At 32.0% G+C, this 14,472-nt stretch carries 14 protein-coding genes and 3 pseudogenes; 14 read left to right on the forward strand and 3 right to left on the reverse strand.

Going from position 1 to position 14,472, the window contains the following annotated elements; all coding sequences use genetic code 11:
* Positions 1 to 18: 18 nt before the first annotated feature.
* The 6 genes and pseudogenes from ACUN0F_RS18945 (at position 19) to ACUN0F_RS18970 (ending at position 5,950) form a co-directional block, all read left to right on the forward strand.
* On the forward strand, positions 19 to 1,608 hold the full coding sequence (locus tag ACUN0F_RS18945; RefSeq protein WP_264461756.1) for a M3 family metallopeptidase: 1,590 nt from the start codon (positions 19 to 21) through the stop codon (positions 1,606 to 1,608).
* A gap of 12 nt (positions 1,609 to 1,620) precedes the next feature.
* Entirely contained in the window at positions 1,621 to 2,370 is a 750-nt protein-coding gene (locus ACUN0F_RS18950) for a WecB/TagA/CpsF family glycosyltransferase (protein WP_264461755.1), read from the forward strand.
* Between the two features lie 17 nt (positions 2,371 to 2,387).
* Positions 2,388 to 3,767 (forward strand): 5'-methylthioadenosine/adenosylhomocysteine nucleosidase, encoded by a 1,380-nt coding sequence (locus ACUN0F_RS18955; protein WP_264461754.1) that lies wholly within the window; start codon positions 2,388 to 2,390, stop codon positions 3,765 to 3,767.
* A 151-nt stretch (positions 3,768 to 3,918) separates the two neighbouring features.
* Positions 3,919 to 4,623 (forward strand): annotated as a pseudogene (locus ACUN0F_RS18960) (alpha/beta hydrolase).
* Positions 4,624 to 4,907: 284 nt separating this feature from the next.
* Positions 4,908 to 5,363, forward strand: a complete 456-nt coding sequence (locus ACUN0F_RS18965; RefSeq protein WP_264461753.1) for a GNAT family N-acetyltransferase — start codon at positions 4,908 to 4,910, stop codon at positions 5,361 to 5,363.
* Positions 5,364 to 5,464: 101 nt separating this feature from the next.
* On the forward strand, positions 5,465 to 5,950 hold the full coding sequence (locus ACUN0F_RS18970) for a DinB family protein (protein WP_445539935.1): 486 nt from the start codon (positions 5,465 to 5,467) through the stop codon (positions 5,948 to 5,950).
* 56 nt (positions 5,951 to 6,006) lie between these two features.
* Here the strand turns inward: ACUN0F_RS18970 and ACUN0F_RS18975 are convergent, their stop codons facing one another.
* Positions 6,007 to 6,423 (reverse strand): hypothetical protein, encoded by a 417-nt coding sequence (locus tag ACUN0F_RS18975; RefSeq protein WP_046954155.1) that lies wholly within the window; start codon positions 6,421 to 6,423, stop codon positions 6,007 to 6,009.
* A gap of 121 nt (positions 6,424 to 6,544) precedes the next feature.
* Here ACUN0F_RS18975 and ACUN0F_RS18980 point away from each other — a divergent pair, with 121 nt between their 5' ends.
* The 3 genes from ACUN0F_RS18980 to ACUN0F_RS18990 all read left to right on the forward strand — a co-directional run bounded on the left by ACUN0F_RS18980 (position 6,545) and on the right by ACUN0F_RS18990 (position 10,556).
* Positions 6,545 to 7,192, forward strand: coding sequence for a response regulator transcription factor (locus tag ACUN0F_RS18980; RefSeq protein ID WP_445539936.1), 648 nt, complete (start codon positions 6,545 to 6,547; stop codon positions 7,190 to 7,192).
* Positions 7,185 to 8,561, forward strand: coding sequence for a sensor histidine kinase (locus ACUN0F_RS18985; protein ID WP_445539937.1), 1,377 nt, complete (start codon positions 7,185 to 7,187; stop codon positions 8,559 to 8,561). The genes ACUN0F_RS18980 and ACUN0F_RS18985 overlap by 8 nt, the downstream gene beginning before the upstream one ends.
* 201 nt (positions 8,562 to 8,762) lie before the next feature.
* Entirely contained in the window at positions 8,763 to 10,556 is a 1,794-nt protein-coding gene (locus tag ACUN0F_RS18990) for a Xaa-Pro dipeptidyl-peptidase (protein ID WP_445539938.1), read from the forward strand.
* A gap of 61 nt (positions 10,557 to 10,617) precedes the next feature.
* Here ACUN0F_RS18990 and ACUN0F_RS18995 read toward each other — a convergent pair whose 3' ends face one another.
* Positions 10,618 to 10,896, reverse strand: coding sequence for a hypothetical protein (locus tag ACUN0F_RS18995; protein WP_098208886.1), 279 nt, complete (start codon positions 10,894 to 10,896; stop codon positions 10,618 to 10,620).
* 197 nt (positions 10,897 to 11,093) lie between these two features.
* Between ACUN0F_RS18995 and ACUN0F_RS19000 the strand changes: the two genes are divergently transcribed.
* The 3 genes from ACUN0F_RS19000 (at position 11,094) to ACUN0F_RS19010 (ending at position 12,929) form a co-directional block, all read left to right on the forward strand.
* Positions 11,094 to 11,858: a class I SAM-dependent methyltransferase gene (locus tag ACUN0F_RS19000; protein ID WP_445539939.1), complete on the forward strand. Its 765-nt coding sequence runs from the start codon at positions 11,094 to 11,096 to the stop codon at positions 11,856 to 11,858.
* A 202-nt stretch (positions 11,859 to 12,060) separates the two neighbouring features.
* Complete coding sequence (locus tag ACUN0F_RS19005) at positions 12,061 to 12,324, forward strand: hypothetical protein (RefSeq protein ID WP_000409927.1); 264 nt, start codon at positions 12,061 to 12,063, stop codon at positions 12,322 to 12,324.
* A 374-nt stretch (positions 12,325 to 12,698) separates the two neighbouring features.
* Positions 12,699 to 12,929, forward strand: coding sequence for a hypothetical protein (locus ACUN0F_RS19010; protein WP_000789031.1), 231 nt, complete (start codon positions 12,699 to 12,701; stop codon positions 12,927 to 12,929).
* Between the two features lie 260 nt (positions 12,930 to 13,189).
* Here ACUN0F_RS19010 and ACUN0F_RS19015 read toward each other — a convergent pair.
* Positions 13,190 to 13,621, reverse strand: a pseudogene (locus ACUN0F_RS19015) (cytidine deaminase).
* A 173-nt stretch (positions 13,622 to 13,794) separates the two neighbouring features.
* On the opposite strand from ACUN0F_RS19015, the pseudogene ACUN0F_RS19020 reads away from it, so the two are divergent.
* Both ACUN0F_RS19020 and ACUN0F_RS19025 read left to right on the forward strand, forming a co-directional pair.
* Positions 13,795 to 13,878 (forward strand): annotated as a pseudogene (locus tag ACUN0F_RS19020) (ankyrin repeat domain-containing protein); the annotation flags it as partial.
* Positions 13,875 to 14,471, forward strand: a complete 597-nt coding sequence (locus tag ACUN0F_RS19025; protein ID WP_046954148.1) for a DJ-1/PfpI family protein — start codon at positions 13,875 to 13,877, stop codon at positions 14,469 to 14,471. The pseudogene ACUN0F_RS19020 and the gene ACUN0F_RS19025, both read left to right, overlap by 4 nt.
* Position 14,472 lies beyond the last annotated feature (1 nt).

Here is a 14,472-nt window from a genome sequence, read left to right on the forward strand (position 1 = left end):
TAGGAGGCGGCTATAAAAATGCACGAAATTGCTAGGTGGGATTTAGATCGATTGTATCCAATTGAGGATATTGTAACGCCAATACTGGGGTTGAAAGAACAATATTATGTGACAAAAAATGTAGAGATTCTTTCAAAACTTATACAAGCTATTGAAAAAGCAGAATACTATTTGTATTGCCGATCTGCTGAAGAAAGTATTTCATCTGATCTTTCTGTATTGACTATTACAGTAAAAGATTTGAAAAGAGAAGTACAGCAAGTAATACAAAAAAGTAAATTGGAAGCTTCCGATAACATTAATACTAAGTTAATAAAAGATGAACTTGATGCATGGGAAAATATGTACATACAATTAAGAAATAAGATAGAAATTGAGTACAATAATAAGCAATTATCATTTGGACAAGCAAATCATATTGCAATGAATAGTGATAATGAAAAGGAAAGATTAGAAGTATTCGATTTATTAACAAATGCCTTACATAAGGAAAAAGAAATTTTTGCTACTGTATTAAATCAAATAGGGAGATTGCGTAATACAAAGAGTAATGCATTAGTAGATAGAGAGATTTTAACGCAATCTCTACATTCGAATGGTATTTCTGAAACTGTATTATTGCAAATGTGGAATGCGACGGAAGGAAATATTGATACATTAGTAAGTGCTTTAAACACGTATAAGGAAGGGGAAGCTTCGATTACTTGGCATGAACTTATGGCGGTAAAGGAAAATAATGAGGCTATTATTCCTTTTTCGGTAGCAGTACAAAACTTATATGACGCATTAAAGGATATTCATGGAGAATTAGCAGAATTTGCACGGAATGCAATAGTGAGTGGATGGGTAGATGCGGAGCCGAGAGAGAATAAACCACCAGGTGGCTTTTGTGCTCCTTTTTTCAGTGAAAAAGAATCACGAATCTCTATGCGTTATGACGGAAGTATTGATAGTGTAAAAGTACTTGCGCACGAACTAGGACATGCTTGGCATTTTTATAATATGAGTTTTGAGCAATCTACTTCTTTTTTAGATGATTATTTGCCAATGAGTACGGCTGAATCGGCGTCTATATTCTTTGAAACCGTGCTTATAAACTATCTAATTCAAACAACAGATAGTATAGATATGAAAAAGTCATTGCTTAGTTGGAAAATAAGAAACAGTTTTAATTATGTAATGGCAATACGAGCATCATTTGAATTTGAGAAGAATTTTTATGAAAAGTGTAAAGAAGGTCCATTAAGTGCTGATGAAATAGAGAAATTATCTATAGTAGCGCAAGAAAAAGCATATGGGCATGCGTTATCAAAATATCAGCCCTTTGTGTGGATGAAATACATTCAATTTTATATTGCAGATGTTCCTTTTTATAATTATCCATACACATTTGGCTATTTAGCTAGTTTTAGTTTATTAGAAATAGCTAAAGAAAGTAAAAGTACTTTTCATTCGAAATATAAAGAGTTTTTAAGAGAAACTGGAAAGGTCCCAGTGGAAGAGCTTATGAAAAAACATTTTGAAATCGATATAACAAGCTATGAATTTTGGGATAAAGCTTTTAGGCAAATTTCTAAAGATATTGATGAATATTTGCAACTGATGTAAGGAGAGAGTATAGTGGATCACCAACTTATAAAGGGAATACCTTTTTCAACTTTAGAATATGAAAAAGCTATAAGTTTATTAAAAGGTTGGCTACATGAACAACAAGAGAAACCAAGGTTTGTAGTAACTGCAAATCCTGAAATTGTTATGTCTGCAAAGGAAAGCACGGCTAAATCAAAGCAGTTTAAAAAGATGTTACTTTCTGCAGATTTAATAACAGCGGATGGGATTGGCGTCATAATAGGCTCGAAAATATTAAAAGGAACTTTGAAAGAACGTGTTACTGGGGCAGATATCACTCACGATTTAATAAAATATTGTAATGACAATGAATATCGTGTCTTTCTTTTTGGAGCTGCGCCAGAAAGTAATAAAAAGGCACTAAAAAAATTAAATGAGCAGTTCCCGGGAGCACAGTTTAAAGGACAACATGGATTTGTAAATGGCGAAGAAATAGAAGAAGTAAAAATGAAAATTAAGCAATTCAAGCCGCACTTACTGCTAGTAGGACTAGGTTCACCAAAACAAGAAGAATTCATCTATGAAAACATGCAAACATTAAACGTTCCGCTATCTATTGGCATTGGAGGCATGATTGATATAATATCTGGTACTGTAAAAAGAGCACCAAAAATCATGAGAGATACTGGAACTGAATGGCTGTATAGGTTACTTTCGCAGCCGAAACGGTTAAAGAGACAACTCGTACTTCCGAAATTTTTATTGTCGGTTATGTCTGAAAGAATTAAAGGGATTAATTAATAAGGGAGACTACATTCATGAAAAAAATCGGCATTATCGGAGCAATGCAAATTGAAATAGACTTACTTTTAGAAAAATTAGTTGTACAAGAAGAACAAACAATCGCGGGAATGCCTTTTTACGTAGGGGAATTCATGGGAACAGAAGTAATTATTACACGTTCTGGTGTAGGCAAAGTGAATGCAGCCGCATGTACGCAAACGTTAATTCATAAATTTGATGTAGATGCTATCATCAATACGGGTGTTGCTGGCGGGTTACACCCGGAAGTAAAAGTTGGTGATGTAGTTATTTCAACGAATGTTACCCATCATGATGTAAGTAAAACTCAAATGAAAAACTTATTCCCGTTCCAAGAGGGGTTTATCGCAAGTAAAGAATTAATAGAGTTAGCACGTATTGCATTTAATAGTAGTAGTTTACATATGGAGATTCATGAAGGAAGAATTGTCAGCGGTGAATGTTTTGTTGAAGATTCAAAACAAAAAGCGAAATTAATAGACGAATATGCACCGCATTGTACAGAGATGGAAGGTGCAGCAATTGGACATGTTGCTTACATAAATGAAGTGCCATTTCTCGTTATACGATGTATTTCTGACAGTGCAGATGATGAAGCGCAAATTTCTTATGACGACTTCGCGAAAACTGCCGCAAATTATTGTTCAGAAATTATCGTTGAGATGCTGAAAAATATATCGAGTAAAACTTATAGTGCAAAAGGGGAGAATGACATGTTACAAGCATTAATTTTTGATATGGACGGAACGTTATTTCAAACTGATAAAATTTTAGAATTATCGTTAGATGATACTTTTGATCACTTAAGATCATTACAGTTATGGGATACGGTAACACCTATTGATAAATACCGTGAAATTATGGGTGTGCCTTTACCGAAAGTTTGGGAAGCTTTATTACCGAATCATTCTCTTGAAGTAAGAGAACAAACAGATGCATATTTTTTAGAAAGACTAATTGAAAACATTAAGAGCGGAAAAGGTGCTTTATATCCGAACGTAAAAGAAGTTTTTACATATATAAAAGAAAATAATTGTTCAATATATATTGCTAGTAATGGTTTAACTGAATATTTACGAGCAATCGTATCTTATTATGATTTAGACCAATGGATTACTGAGACATTTAGTATTGAGCAAATTAACTCACTTAATAAAAGTGACTTAGTTAAAAGTATTTTGCACAAATATGATATAAAAGAAGCAGCGGTAGTTGGCGACCGTTTATCTGATATACGTGCAGCGAAAGATAATGGCTTGATTGCGATTGGATGCAATTTTGATTTTGCACAAGAAGATGAACTTGCGCAGGCGGATTTAGTAATAGATGATTTACTTGAGTTGAAGGGGATATTGCCTACTGTGCAGAGATTATAAATTCATTTTAAAAATCCTTCTTCCACGAACGGAGTAGAATTCATTTGTGATAAATTAGTAATAGTTTGATTTTTTAAAAAACTGAGTAGAGGATTATAAAGTGTGTGCAGTTTTTTGCCAATTCCTATATATCTTATTCTACGGAGGAAATATGCTTAAAGATAATTTTAACATTAGTAATATTCCCGCGGTTTTGTGGGGAGATAAAAGTGAAAAAGTTTTTATTGCAGTACATGGAAATATGTCAAATAAGGAAGATACAGTTATTCAAATATTAGCTGAAGAAGCTAATCAAAAAGGTTAGCAAGTATTAAGCTTTGATTTACCTGAGCATGGAGAAAGAAAAAAAGATAATACTCCTTGCAAAGTACAGTTTTGTGTTAAGGAATTATCTATAATTATGAATTACGTAAGAGAACATTGGAAAGAAGTAAGCGTGTTTGCATGTAGTATCGGCGCTTATTTTAGCCTTTTAGCCTATAAAAAAGATGTAATAGAAAAGGCATTATTTTTATCACCAGTAGTTAATATGGAACGAATTATCGAAAATATGATGAAATGGTTTAATATAACACCAGAACTTTTGCAAAAAGAAATGACTATAGAGACACCGATTGGTCAAAAGTTATATTGGGATTATTTATGCTATGTAAAAGAACATCCTATTAATACATGGGATACGAATACATACATTATGTACGGAGCCAAGGATGAACTGTGCGAATTTGAAACTATTAACGATTTTACAAAAAAACATCGTTGTGAATTAGAAATCATAGAGACGGGTGAACATTACTTTCATACTGCAGAACAGTTAAAGATATTTGAACAGTGGTTACACAAACATATCAATTAACAAATTATAATTTATCTTAAGTCTGTTTGAGAAGAATGGCGAATATATAAACTAATACAATATTTGAGAGATATTATAAATGTATTTAATTAAATGGCTTTATTCATTATTTTTGAGTACAGATAGCTTTATATGTATAGAAATTAAACTATTATATTATCGATTTACATCTGAAGTGCAAAATATGCATGCTATGAAGTGAATAAAGTAACAATCATAAAAATGCTCAGAATAAATAATTCTAGAGCATTTTTATGTGTTTTCATATTTAGGGGGGAATTTAATTGAAAGATATACATATTCGACAAATTAAGGATTTAATGATATACGAACATGATTATCTTGTTCAAGAAAGCAAAGAAGAAGGATTTAATTTCCTAATAAGACTTATAAGTGACTATGAAAATAAAATAAACACATTTAATAAAACTGGAGAATGTTTATATGGTACTTTTCAAGGGGAAAGGCTAATTGGAATTGGAGGGCTGAATGAGGATCCCTATATAGAAAACAATAAGATTGGTAGGGTAAGGAGATTTTACATTGCAAAAGAATACCGAAGGAAAGGATTAGGAAGGTTACTGTTAGTGCGAATTTTAAGTGATGCGAAAAAATATTTTAATATTGTTGTCTTACATACAGATACAGAACAGGGTGACAAATTTTATACTTCGAGTGGATTTGTGAAAGGGACAAAATATGTAGGGGCCAGCCATTATTTGAATTTATATAAAAGGTAGTGAATTATTTTATATCCCCCTCAATCAGAACTCTTGTTCTATCTTAGGCGGATTAATGATATAATTTATTTGAATCTATTATTAGAATGGGGAATTGGATAATGGGAGAAAATAAAATTATTAATGATTTTAATGAATATTCAATTTGGTTAAATACATTGAAAGGTATGAAAGATGAATTATGGGTGGCACCAATATCAGAGGGGAAATGGACTATTGGCGAAATAATATCTCATATTATGAACTGGGATGACTATCTATTACGTGAGACATTATCATCAGTGAGAGATGGAAAGGGAATGGAGTTCCCTGATTTTGATACATATAATAAACTGGCATCTAGTTATGCCAAATCCGGTATATCTAAGATGAAACTTCTTGAAGAAGCAAAAGCTAAAAGAGAGCTACTCGTAAAAGAACTTAGAATACTATCTGCTGGAAATCTAAAGAAATCTTTAACTGCCAACGGAGTATCACATTGTCCTCATACCGGAACGCCGTATTCACTTATATATATTATTAAAGAATTTGTAGGTCATGATAACCATCATAAAAGACAGGTTATGCATTTTTTAAATGAACATTAAGTTATTAATTAATCAAGAAAGATCCCGCAAATGATATTTGTGGGATCTTTCTTACATTATAATTTAACATTCATTTGTTTCAATAATCCCTTCGGATCACCTTTCACATAATAAAAATGCGGATTGTTTTCATCATCGTAAAGCATAATATAAGGTTTTTGATTAAGCGGGAGGAGAATAAGTACTTCATCAATTGTTGTATGTAACCATTGATTTGTAATAGAAATTGGTTTAGATAATGGGATTTTTATCATGTGACCATCTTTTGGAACGACGTTTAAGTTTTTGAACGGGCCAGTAATGGATTTAGCGTATTGAACAGCTTCTTTTTGAATAGCTGGATCTAAAGATTGTTTTTGAACGACCATTTCTTTTTGACAATCAAACACTTCAATTTGTTGATTTGTATTTGCGAACACATTTGTTGATAATAAGAAACAAAGAAGAGTAATAACCCCGATTTTTTTAATCATAATACAACACCTCGTTTTTACTATACCCTTAAAACGTTCAAATATTTTTCTGTCACATTGATGTAACAAAGAAGTTGTATAATACAATTGGTTTTTGTTTAATAGCAATGGAGGATAATGTATGAGAGTATTAATAGCAGATGATGAACAAGATATGTTAAGGATTTTAAAGGCTTATTTCGAGAAAGAAGGCTTCGAAGTTTTATTAGCAAAAGATGGAGAAGAAGCACTTCAAATATTTTATGATGAAAAAGTTGATTTAGCTGTTTTAGATTGGATGATGCCGAAACATAGTGGTATTACTGTCTGTCAGGAAATAAAAAAGAATTCAAGCGTTAAAGTATTAATGCTTACAGCGAAAAGTGAAAACGAAGACGAATTAGCGGCGCTTCAAAGTGGTGCAGATGAGTACGTAAAAAAACCATTTCATCCAGGCGTATTAATAACTAGAGCGAAAAAGCTTATACAGCATGATGATGTCATTCAAGTTCAAGATTTGAAAATAGATTTCACTAAAAATAAAGTTTATAAAAATGACAAAGAGTTAGATATTACAAAAACAGAGCTAGAATTAATAAAGTGTTTTTTAAATCATAAAGGCATGATTTTAACTCGTAAAAAATTGTTAGATATCGTATGGGGATTTGACTATTTCGGAGAAGAGCGAACTGTTGATACACATGTAAGAAGATTACGTAAAAAAGTAGGAGAAAATATTATAAAGACGCATCGTGGTTTAGGATATAGTTTGGAGGAGCAGAGTGAATAAACTTGGAAAAAAGCTATTTCTCAGCATTTCTTTAACTGTTATTCTTATTTTTACAATCTCTTTATTATTAATTAACTATCTTTTACCGAAATATAATATTTACAAAACGCGAGAAAGTTTAGAAGGTATTACAGCGCAAATACAGTCCATACCGAGCAAACAACTGGATGAAGCAATTACTAGCATTGAAAATAAAGGAAATGTTACGATTGCGTATACATCAATTAACAATTCGGAAGATCGAATTAATGATGAGTTACGTATGCAACTTACAAGGAAAAGGGTTGCCCTTAATAAACTTTGGATTACAAAAGAAGAAGTAATGAAAGTAAAGAACTTCGGGCAAGCGAATAAAATATATGATCAAGAAAAGATTAAATCTAGTTTTTTTGTGAAATACATTGCGAAAGACGATATGTTAATTTTAGTAGGAGTTTCGATCGCACATTCTAATGAAGTAATAAAAACGTTAAATTCATTTTATTTTTACATTTTTGGCATTACGATTTTTCTCATTATCGTACTTGTATGGATACTTTCAACAACAATCACCAGACCATTGAAAGAATTAAGTAATGTTGCAGAAGATATTTCAAATTTGAAATTTGAACGAGCGAAAGTGAAAACAAATGATGAAATAGGGGACTTAGCTAATAGTATTAATATCATGAGTGAAAAACTAAATGAAGCGCATGAAGATTTAACAGATCGAAATGAACATTTAAAACGATTTATGGGTGATGTGACGCATGAATTAAAAACTCCAATCGCATTAGTGAAAGCATATTCTATGGGAATAAAAGATGGTTTAGATGATGGTACATACATAGATACAATCATTAAACAAACTGATCACATTTCAAACCTAATTGAAGAGTTATTACGATTTTCTAAACTAGAAAGAGATGTTTTAGAAAAAGAAGAATTCGATATTAAATCACTAGTCCAAAGTATATTAGATAAGCATAAAATTGAACTGGAGTCGAAGGAAATCGATTTGCAAGTGAACTATAATGTTGGCGATGCAGTTGTTTATGCTGATGTAAATAAAATGAAAATGGTGTTTCAAAATTTAATATCTAATTCAATAAAATATACAGCAAATCAAAATATAAAAATTACTTTAGAAAATCGAAATGAAAATATATATTTTCAAATTCAAAATGGTATGAATGCGGAACAGATGAAAGATATCGATAAAATTTGGGAACCTTTTTACGTCTTAGAATCTTCTCGTAGTAAAGACCATTCAGGTACAGGGTTAGGCTTAGCGATAGTGAAAAGTATTTTAGAGAGACATGGTTTTGACTATGGAGTCTCTACTATAGATGGAGAGATACGATTTTATATTAATATGGAGAATGATTAATTCAATACTTTTAGAAGCATCGTCTATTATTAGGCGATGTTTTTTATAGATTATATGAGAGCAGTAAATCAGAATATATAACCTCAAAAGCTCGTTTGAAGAGTGTTCTACAAATTTTTCAAGTTGTTGCATAAAATATAAACTGAATTTTCTGTAATTTTAGTGTATAGTAAAAGGAGAAATATATGGGGAGGGAAGGGTATGGGGAAAAAGAAAATAGCAACACTATCAGCAATATTATCTTTATCAATTACGTCAGGAGTTTCTAGTATGATTGCGTATGCAGACAATAAAGAAAAAAACTACATAAATGAGAATGACGTGAAGTTAAATGGAAATGTTTCAGAAGCGTTACGTTCAAACACGAAGATAGAATTAGAAAATGGAATGACAAAACCGATTTATTCGCTTGATGAAGCAATTATTGAAAATTTATTTGTGGAAACAGAAGTTGATAGTGATCGAGATGGAAAAAAGGATCGTGTATCAGTAAAAGTTATGCGTCCAAAAACTGATTCGAATGTGAAAGTTCCTGTTATTTATGAAATGAGTCCATATCGATCTGGCTTAAAAGATGTTCCTGTATATAATGTAGATGAAGAATTGTATGCGTATGAAGGGAAACCGTATGGGGCTGTTAATCTTGGTTCATACGGAAATTATTATGTGCCAAGAGGCTATGCAGTCATTTTAGGTGAAAGTATTGGAACTGGTAAATCAGATGGATGCCCGACTACTGGGGATGAGCAAGAAATATTAGGGACGAAATCTGTCATTGATTGGGTAAATGGGCGTGCGAAAGCATATACAGAAAATGGTGAGGAAGTTAAGGCTGATTGGTCAACAGGAAATGTAGGGATGACAGGAGTATCTTATAATGGTACGTTACCGAATGCTGTTGCGACGACTGGTGTTGAAGGGTTAAAAACAATTATTCCAATCGCAGCGATTAGTAGTTGGTATGATTATTATCGTGCGAACGGTGCAGTCATTGCGCCTGGTGGATACCAAGGAGAAGATACAGATAACATGGCAGAAGCAGTTCTAACAAGAGAAAATCCTGAAGTTTGCGGACAAGTAATAAAAGAGTTAACAGCTGGACAGGACCGGAAAAATGGTAATTATAATGATTTTTGGGATAAACGTAATTATGTAAAAGATGCTAAAAACGTAAAAGCGAGTGTATTTGTTGTTCATGGTTTAAATGATTGGAATGTAAAGACGAAGCAGTTTGCGCAGTGGTGGGAAGCACTTGGAGAAAATGATGTCCCTCGTAAAATGTGGTTACATCAAGGTGGACACGGTGGAACATCAACAAATGATTGGCAAAGAACACAAAATAAATGGTTCGATTACTGGTTGTATGGAATTGAAAATGGGATTATGAATGAACCGATGGTGGATGTTCAACGTGAAAATAAAACTTGGGATAAAATAAAAAACTGGCCAGATCCATCAGCTGTGCCGTCAAAAGTTCGTATGTATTTAAGTAACAAAGCAGTTAATTCCCCATTAAGTATGGGTTCTGCAAATAAAGTTTTCTCATTCGTAGATGATGCAAAAATGAAATCAAATCAATTAGTAGCAAACCCAGAATTAGAAGTAGCCAATCGATTAGTGTATACAATGCCTGTACTTCAAAAAGATATGCGTATAAGCGGTACACCAAAGATTTCAATTACAGGAAATATTGATCGATCTGTATCAAATTTAACTGCTTTACTTGTTGATTACGGCGGAGCAAAGCCTGAAATTGTTACGAGAGGTTGGATGGACCCGCAAAACTTAAATAGTATAAAAGATTCAACAGCACTTCAACCAGGTAAAGATTATACATTTACATGGGACATGCAGCCTGACGATTATGTATTTAAAGAGGGGCATCAAATTGGGGTTGTTTTAATCGCTAGTGACTATGATTATACAATTAGACCGAAAGCGGGAACGAAGCTTACACTGAAATTAAGTGAAGTGACATTGCCAATTGTGAAATAAATAGTTATGAATAAAGAGCTTACTGCATAGTAAGCTCTTTACATTTTGAAAGGGGAGTTTATTATGATTTTTTATTGGTAGACACAAACATGCTTACAACAAATAAAAAAATTGCATTTATGATCAATAGACCACTAAAGATAAGCCCAGCAAAACCTCCAGCGAATCCATCTCCTACTTTTTCACCAATGACGTGCAAAGTGGCGAAGAAAACAATAGGGGAAGAAAGAATGAAAATCCCACTGGCTATTTTCCATATTCGCCTATACTTCTTTGCTATAAAGAAAATTAGGGCATTAAAAGAAATAAGAAGTAAAAGAAATCCAATTAATGAATTCATCATATCATCCTTTCTGTAAAAGTCTGAATTTTCATATGTTAATTTCAAGTGGAATATTATACAATATAATTATATTTTATGGAAAGCGAGTGATATATTATGACAGTCAGCTCTTTCGAATTTTCATTAAAAGTAAAGGTACAGGAAGATTAACTCAATTGAAATCTTCCGTACTTAAAAAACGGAGGAGAAAATAAATGTTTAGTTTTTATAGTACACTTTGCACGGAACTTTATGATTACACAAAGCCAGTCGGTTATTCTTTAAATGGTGATATTGAGTATTACGAAGAACGTTTGAAAAATTGTAGAGGAAGAATTCTCGAAGCAGCAGTAGGCTCAGGGCGTGTTATCATCCCACTTCTTGAAGCTGGTTTTAAAGTGGATGGGATTGACTATTCACCTGAAATGCTAGAATTGTGCCGTATACGATGTAAAGAGAGAGGCTTACATCCTAATTTATATGAAGGAAGCTTACAACAATTTTCACTGCCACATAAATATGAGACAATTATCATTCCTACTGGATCCTTCTGTTTAATTGAAAATCGTGCGGATTCTATAAACGCATTGAAATGTTTTTATGAACATCTTAATCCAGGCGGGCGTTTAATCGTAGATATTATGCTTCCGCATGACTGGAAGACTGGAGAGATTCATACATCGACCTTTTCTTTGCCAAGCGGAGACGGAATTACATTAGAAAATAAATCAATTGAAATAGATTGGTTGAACCAAGTTACTCTATCATATTTAAAATATGAAAAATGGAGTAAGGGACAGTTAGTACAATCAGAACTGCAACGCTTTGCGATGCGCTGGTATGGAATAGACGAGTTTAAACTTCTGTTAGAAAGTATAGGTTTCTCTAAGATTACTTGCTCGGCTGACTATGTTTATGAAAAAGAACCGTCAAATGCAAATCAAATGTTTACTTTTGAAGCTATGCGAAACGAAAAATAAAGAACGATCTATGAAAACAAGGCAGTCGATATAGTATTGACTGCCTTGTTTCAATTGTATAGTACTTACATGTTATTACGTTTTCATTGTCCAAGCATTCTTCTACTAACTACATATACTATTTATATTAAAGACAGTCACTATTTTCAATAGAACTGTTATTTTTCTATAAATAATATTTTAGAGAAGTAGGCGGATAAATTTGGAAAAAGAAGAACAAGGAAGAATTGAAAATCAAGTGTATTCAAATCGTGTAGTAAGATCAGAATTTGATGCAAATTGGGAAACATGTATATCAAAAAGTGGTTATGTAATTTATGTAGCGACAAGTAATAATGCTGAAGTAATAGTACTACTTGCAGATGGTTCAAGTAAATTACTGATTTTTGAAAAAGGCGGTAAAGTAGTAGTAGGTGGCGGTGGAACTAGTCATTACAGTAAGCCGCATATTGCAAGAAATATTTAAGGTAGAACATGATAATTGAGAAGAAGCTGGAAAACGGTTAGTCATTCATGTTTAGAGCATAATAGACTAACCGTTTTTATTTCTTTAAATCAATTTAGAATAGGTTAATTTAATACAAATACATCGGTATGACCAACAAAAATTAGGAGGGAATTGTACGGATAAGAATTCGAAATATAATGTAAGTTTGGAAGAAACATATAAGCAATATAAAAAAGCATTTCCTATTTCGGGAAATGCTTTTTCTATGTTATAGTATAATAGTGTTTCGAAACGATGTTATTTTAATATACTTCAAATCTTGTTGTGTATTATTTTTATATTAAATTAGTTGTGTAAGTATTTTTTTTATATAAGGAGTAACAATTAGAGAAATGAAAAATATAGACTTTATACTAGAAAGTGATGAGGCATTAAAACCATCTGAACGATTAGTACTATTATTATTAGAGAAGCATAGAATGTTATATACGAACGATCTATTGGCACTATCTAATTTATCATATAAAACATTAACGGATTCATTAACAGCGCTAGTTTTAAAATCATATGTATTAAAGGAAACAGGTAAGGGAAGAAGACAGAATTGTTATAGATTGGTATGATAAGGTTGCTGATTTTAGAGAGTTCATATTAATGTTTTTCAAATGTAAGGAGAAATTTTATTTTTGTTTTCAAATGAAAAATGAACCACGATGCGTACTTAAATATTTGGATTTCATTTTTGTTAATGATGATTTTATAATTATTGAAAATAGAAAAATAAAAAAACTGCATAAAAAAGAAATAAAAAAACAATCCATTTTAAAAATGGATTGTTTTTTTATTGGAATAATATTATTTGATATGTTGAAAGTATGAATGATTATTCTACTTCGCTTGTATACTTTTCAGGTAATAATTCCATTACGTTACATTTTACCAGTTCACCATTATATGAAAGTATAACGTTCGTATTTATTCCGTAATCACTTATTAATTCTCAACACATACCACATGGAGCAACAACCCAACATTTTTCTATATCTTCATGAGGGTGTGGGTGAGCAACTGCGACAATGGTATCAAATTCATGATCACCTTCTGAAATAGATTTTCCGATCGCCATAGCTTCACCGCATACTGTTATTCTTCCAACATTCGCTTCAACATGCACTGCTGCATAAATATTACCTGCTTTCGTTCTTACAACTGAACCGATATGATGACGACCGTATTTATAGTTTTTTTCGATTACTTTTTCAGCAGCTTTAATTAAATCATAGTCTTCACTATTTAAAGGCATTACTTGTAACATAATCTCTCCTCCATATTAAACATGATTAGTGTTATTTTAACGAAAAAATTTAATATTTAAAATAACAGATAATCATGGGAGAGATAATATTATTATGTAAACTGTAGTTTTAACAGGAAAATATCATAATCAATAGAACATATAGAAGAAGGGGAAACTTAAATATTTTGAAAGATGGGAGAACAGCATATTATATTGCATTAGAAAAAGGACATGATCACCTTTTACATCATTTAAAACAGGAAGTGAACGTATGATAAATAAATGGAGTGTGGGCATATTTTTATTTAACGAGGTAGAAGTGTTAGACTTTGCTGGGCCATTTGAAGTTTTTTCTGTAACCGAAGCGGATGAAGAAAAACCATTTACTGTGTATACAGTTAGCCAAAATGGAGAAATGATTACAGCAAGAAACGGATTAAAGGTAAAACCGGATTATAGTATTGAAGATTTCCCACCAGTTGATATTTTAATCATTCCCGGTGGAAAAGGCGTTCGGGAAAATGAAGTGAAAAATGATATTATAATAAATTGGGTTTGTCAGCAAATGAAAGAAGTAAAGCTAATGACATCAGTTTGTACGGGAGCGCTATTACTTGCGAAAGCCGGTTTACTAGAAGGCTTAAAAGCAACAACGCATTGGGCTAGTATTCAAACTTTCAAAAAAGATTATCCGAATGTAGAAGTAATGGAGAATGTGAAATTTGTAGATGAAGGACACATTATTACATCTGCAGGTATTTCAGCTGGTATTAACATGTCATTTCATATTGTAAAAAATTTGTTAGGTGTGGAGATTGTTGAGGAAACAGCTAAAAGTATGGAATATGATATTGATTTACAAAATTAAA

The organism is Bacillus sp. 1A (genome assembly GCF_052682215.1).

Bases quoted from the DNA above. Each gene is read 5' to 3' on its own strand.
- ACUN0F_RS18945 (WP_264461756.1), top strand. From the start codon at position 19: ATGCACGAAATTGCTAGGTGGGATTTAGATCGATTGTATCCAATTGAG.
- ACUN0F_RS18955 (WP_264461754.1), top strand. From the start codon at position 2,388: ATGAAAAAAATCGGCATTATCGGAGCAATGCAAATTGAAATAGACTTA.
- ACUN0F_RS18970 (WP_445539935.1), top strand. From the start codon at position 5,465: ATGGGAGAAAATAAAATTATTAATGATTTTAATGAATATTCAATTTGG.
- ACUN0F_RS18975 (WP_046954155.1), bottom strand. From the start codon at position 6,423: ATGATTAAAAAAATCGGGGTTATTACTCTTCTTTGTTTCTTATTATCA.
- ACUN0F_RS18980 (WP_445539936.1), top strand. From the start codon at position 6,545: ATGAGAGTATTAATAGCAGATGATGAACAAGATATGTTAAGGATTTTA.
- ACUN0F_RS18990 (WP_445539938.1), top strand. From the start codon at position 8,763: ATGGGGAAAAAGAAAATAGCAACACTATCAGCAATATTATCTTTATCA.
- ACUN0F_RS18995 (WP_098208886.1), bottom strand. From the start codon at position 10,896: ATGAATTCATTAATTGGATTTCTTTTACTTCTTATTTCTTTTAATGCC.
- ACUN0F_RS19000 (WP_445539939.1), top strand. From the start codon at position 11,094: ATGTTTAGTTTTTATAGTACACTTTGCACGGAACTTTATGATTACACA.
- ACUN0F_RS19010 (WP_000789031.1), top strand. From the start codon at position 12,699: ATGAAAAATATAGACTTTATACTAGAAAGTGATGAGGCATTAAAACCA.
- ACUN0F_RS19025 (WP_046954148.1), top strand. From the start codon at position 13,875: ATGATAAATAAATGGAGTGTGGGCATATTTTTATTTAACGAGGTAGAA.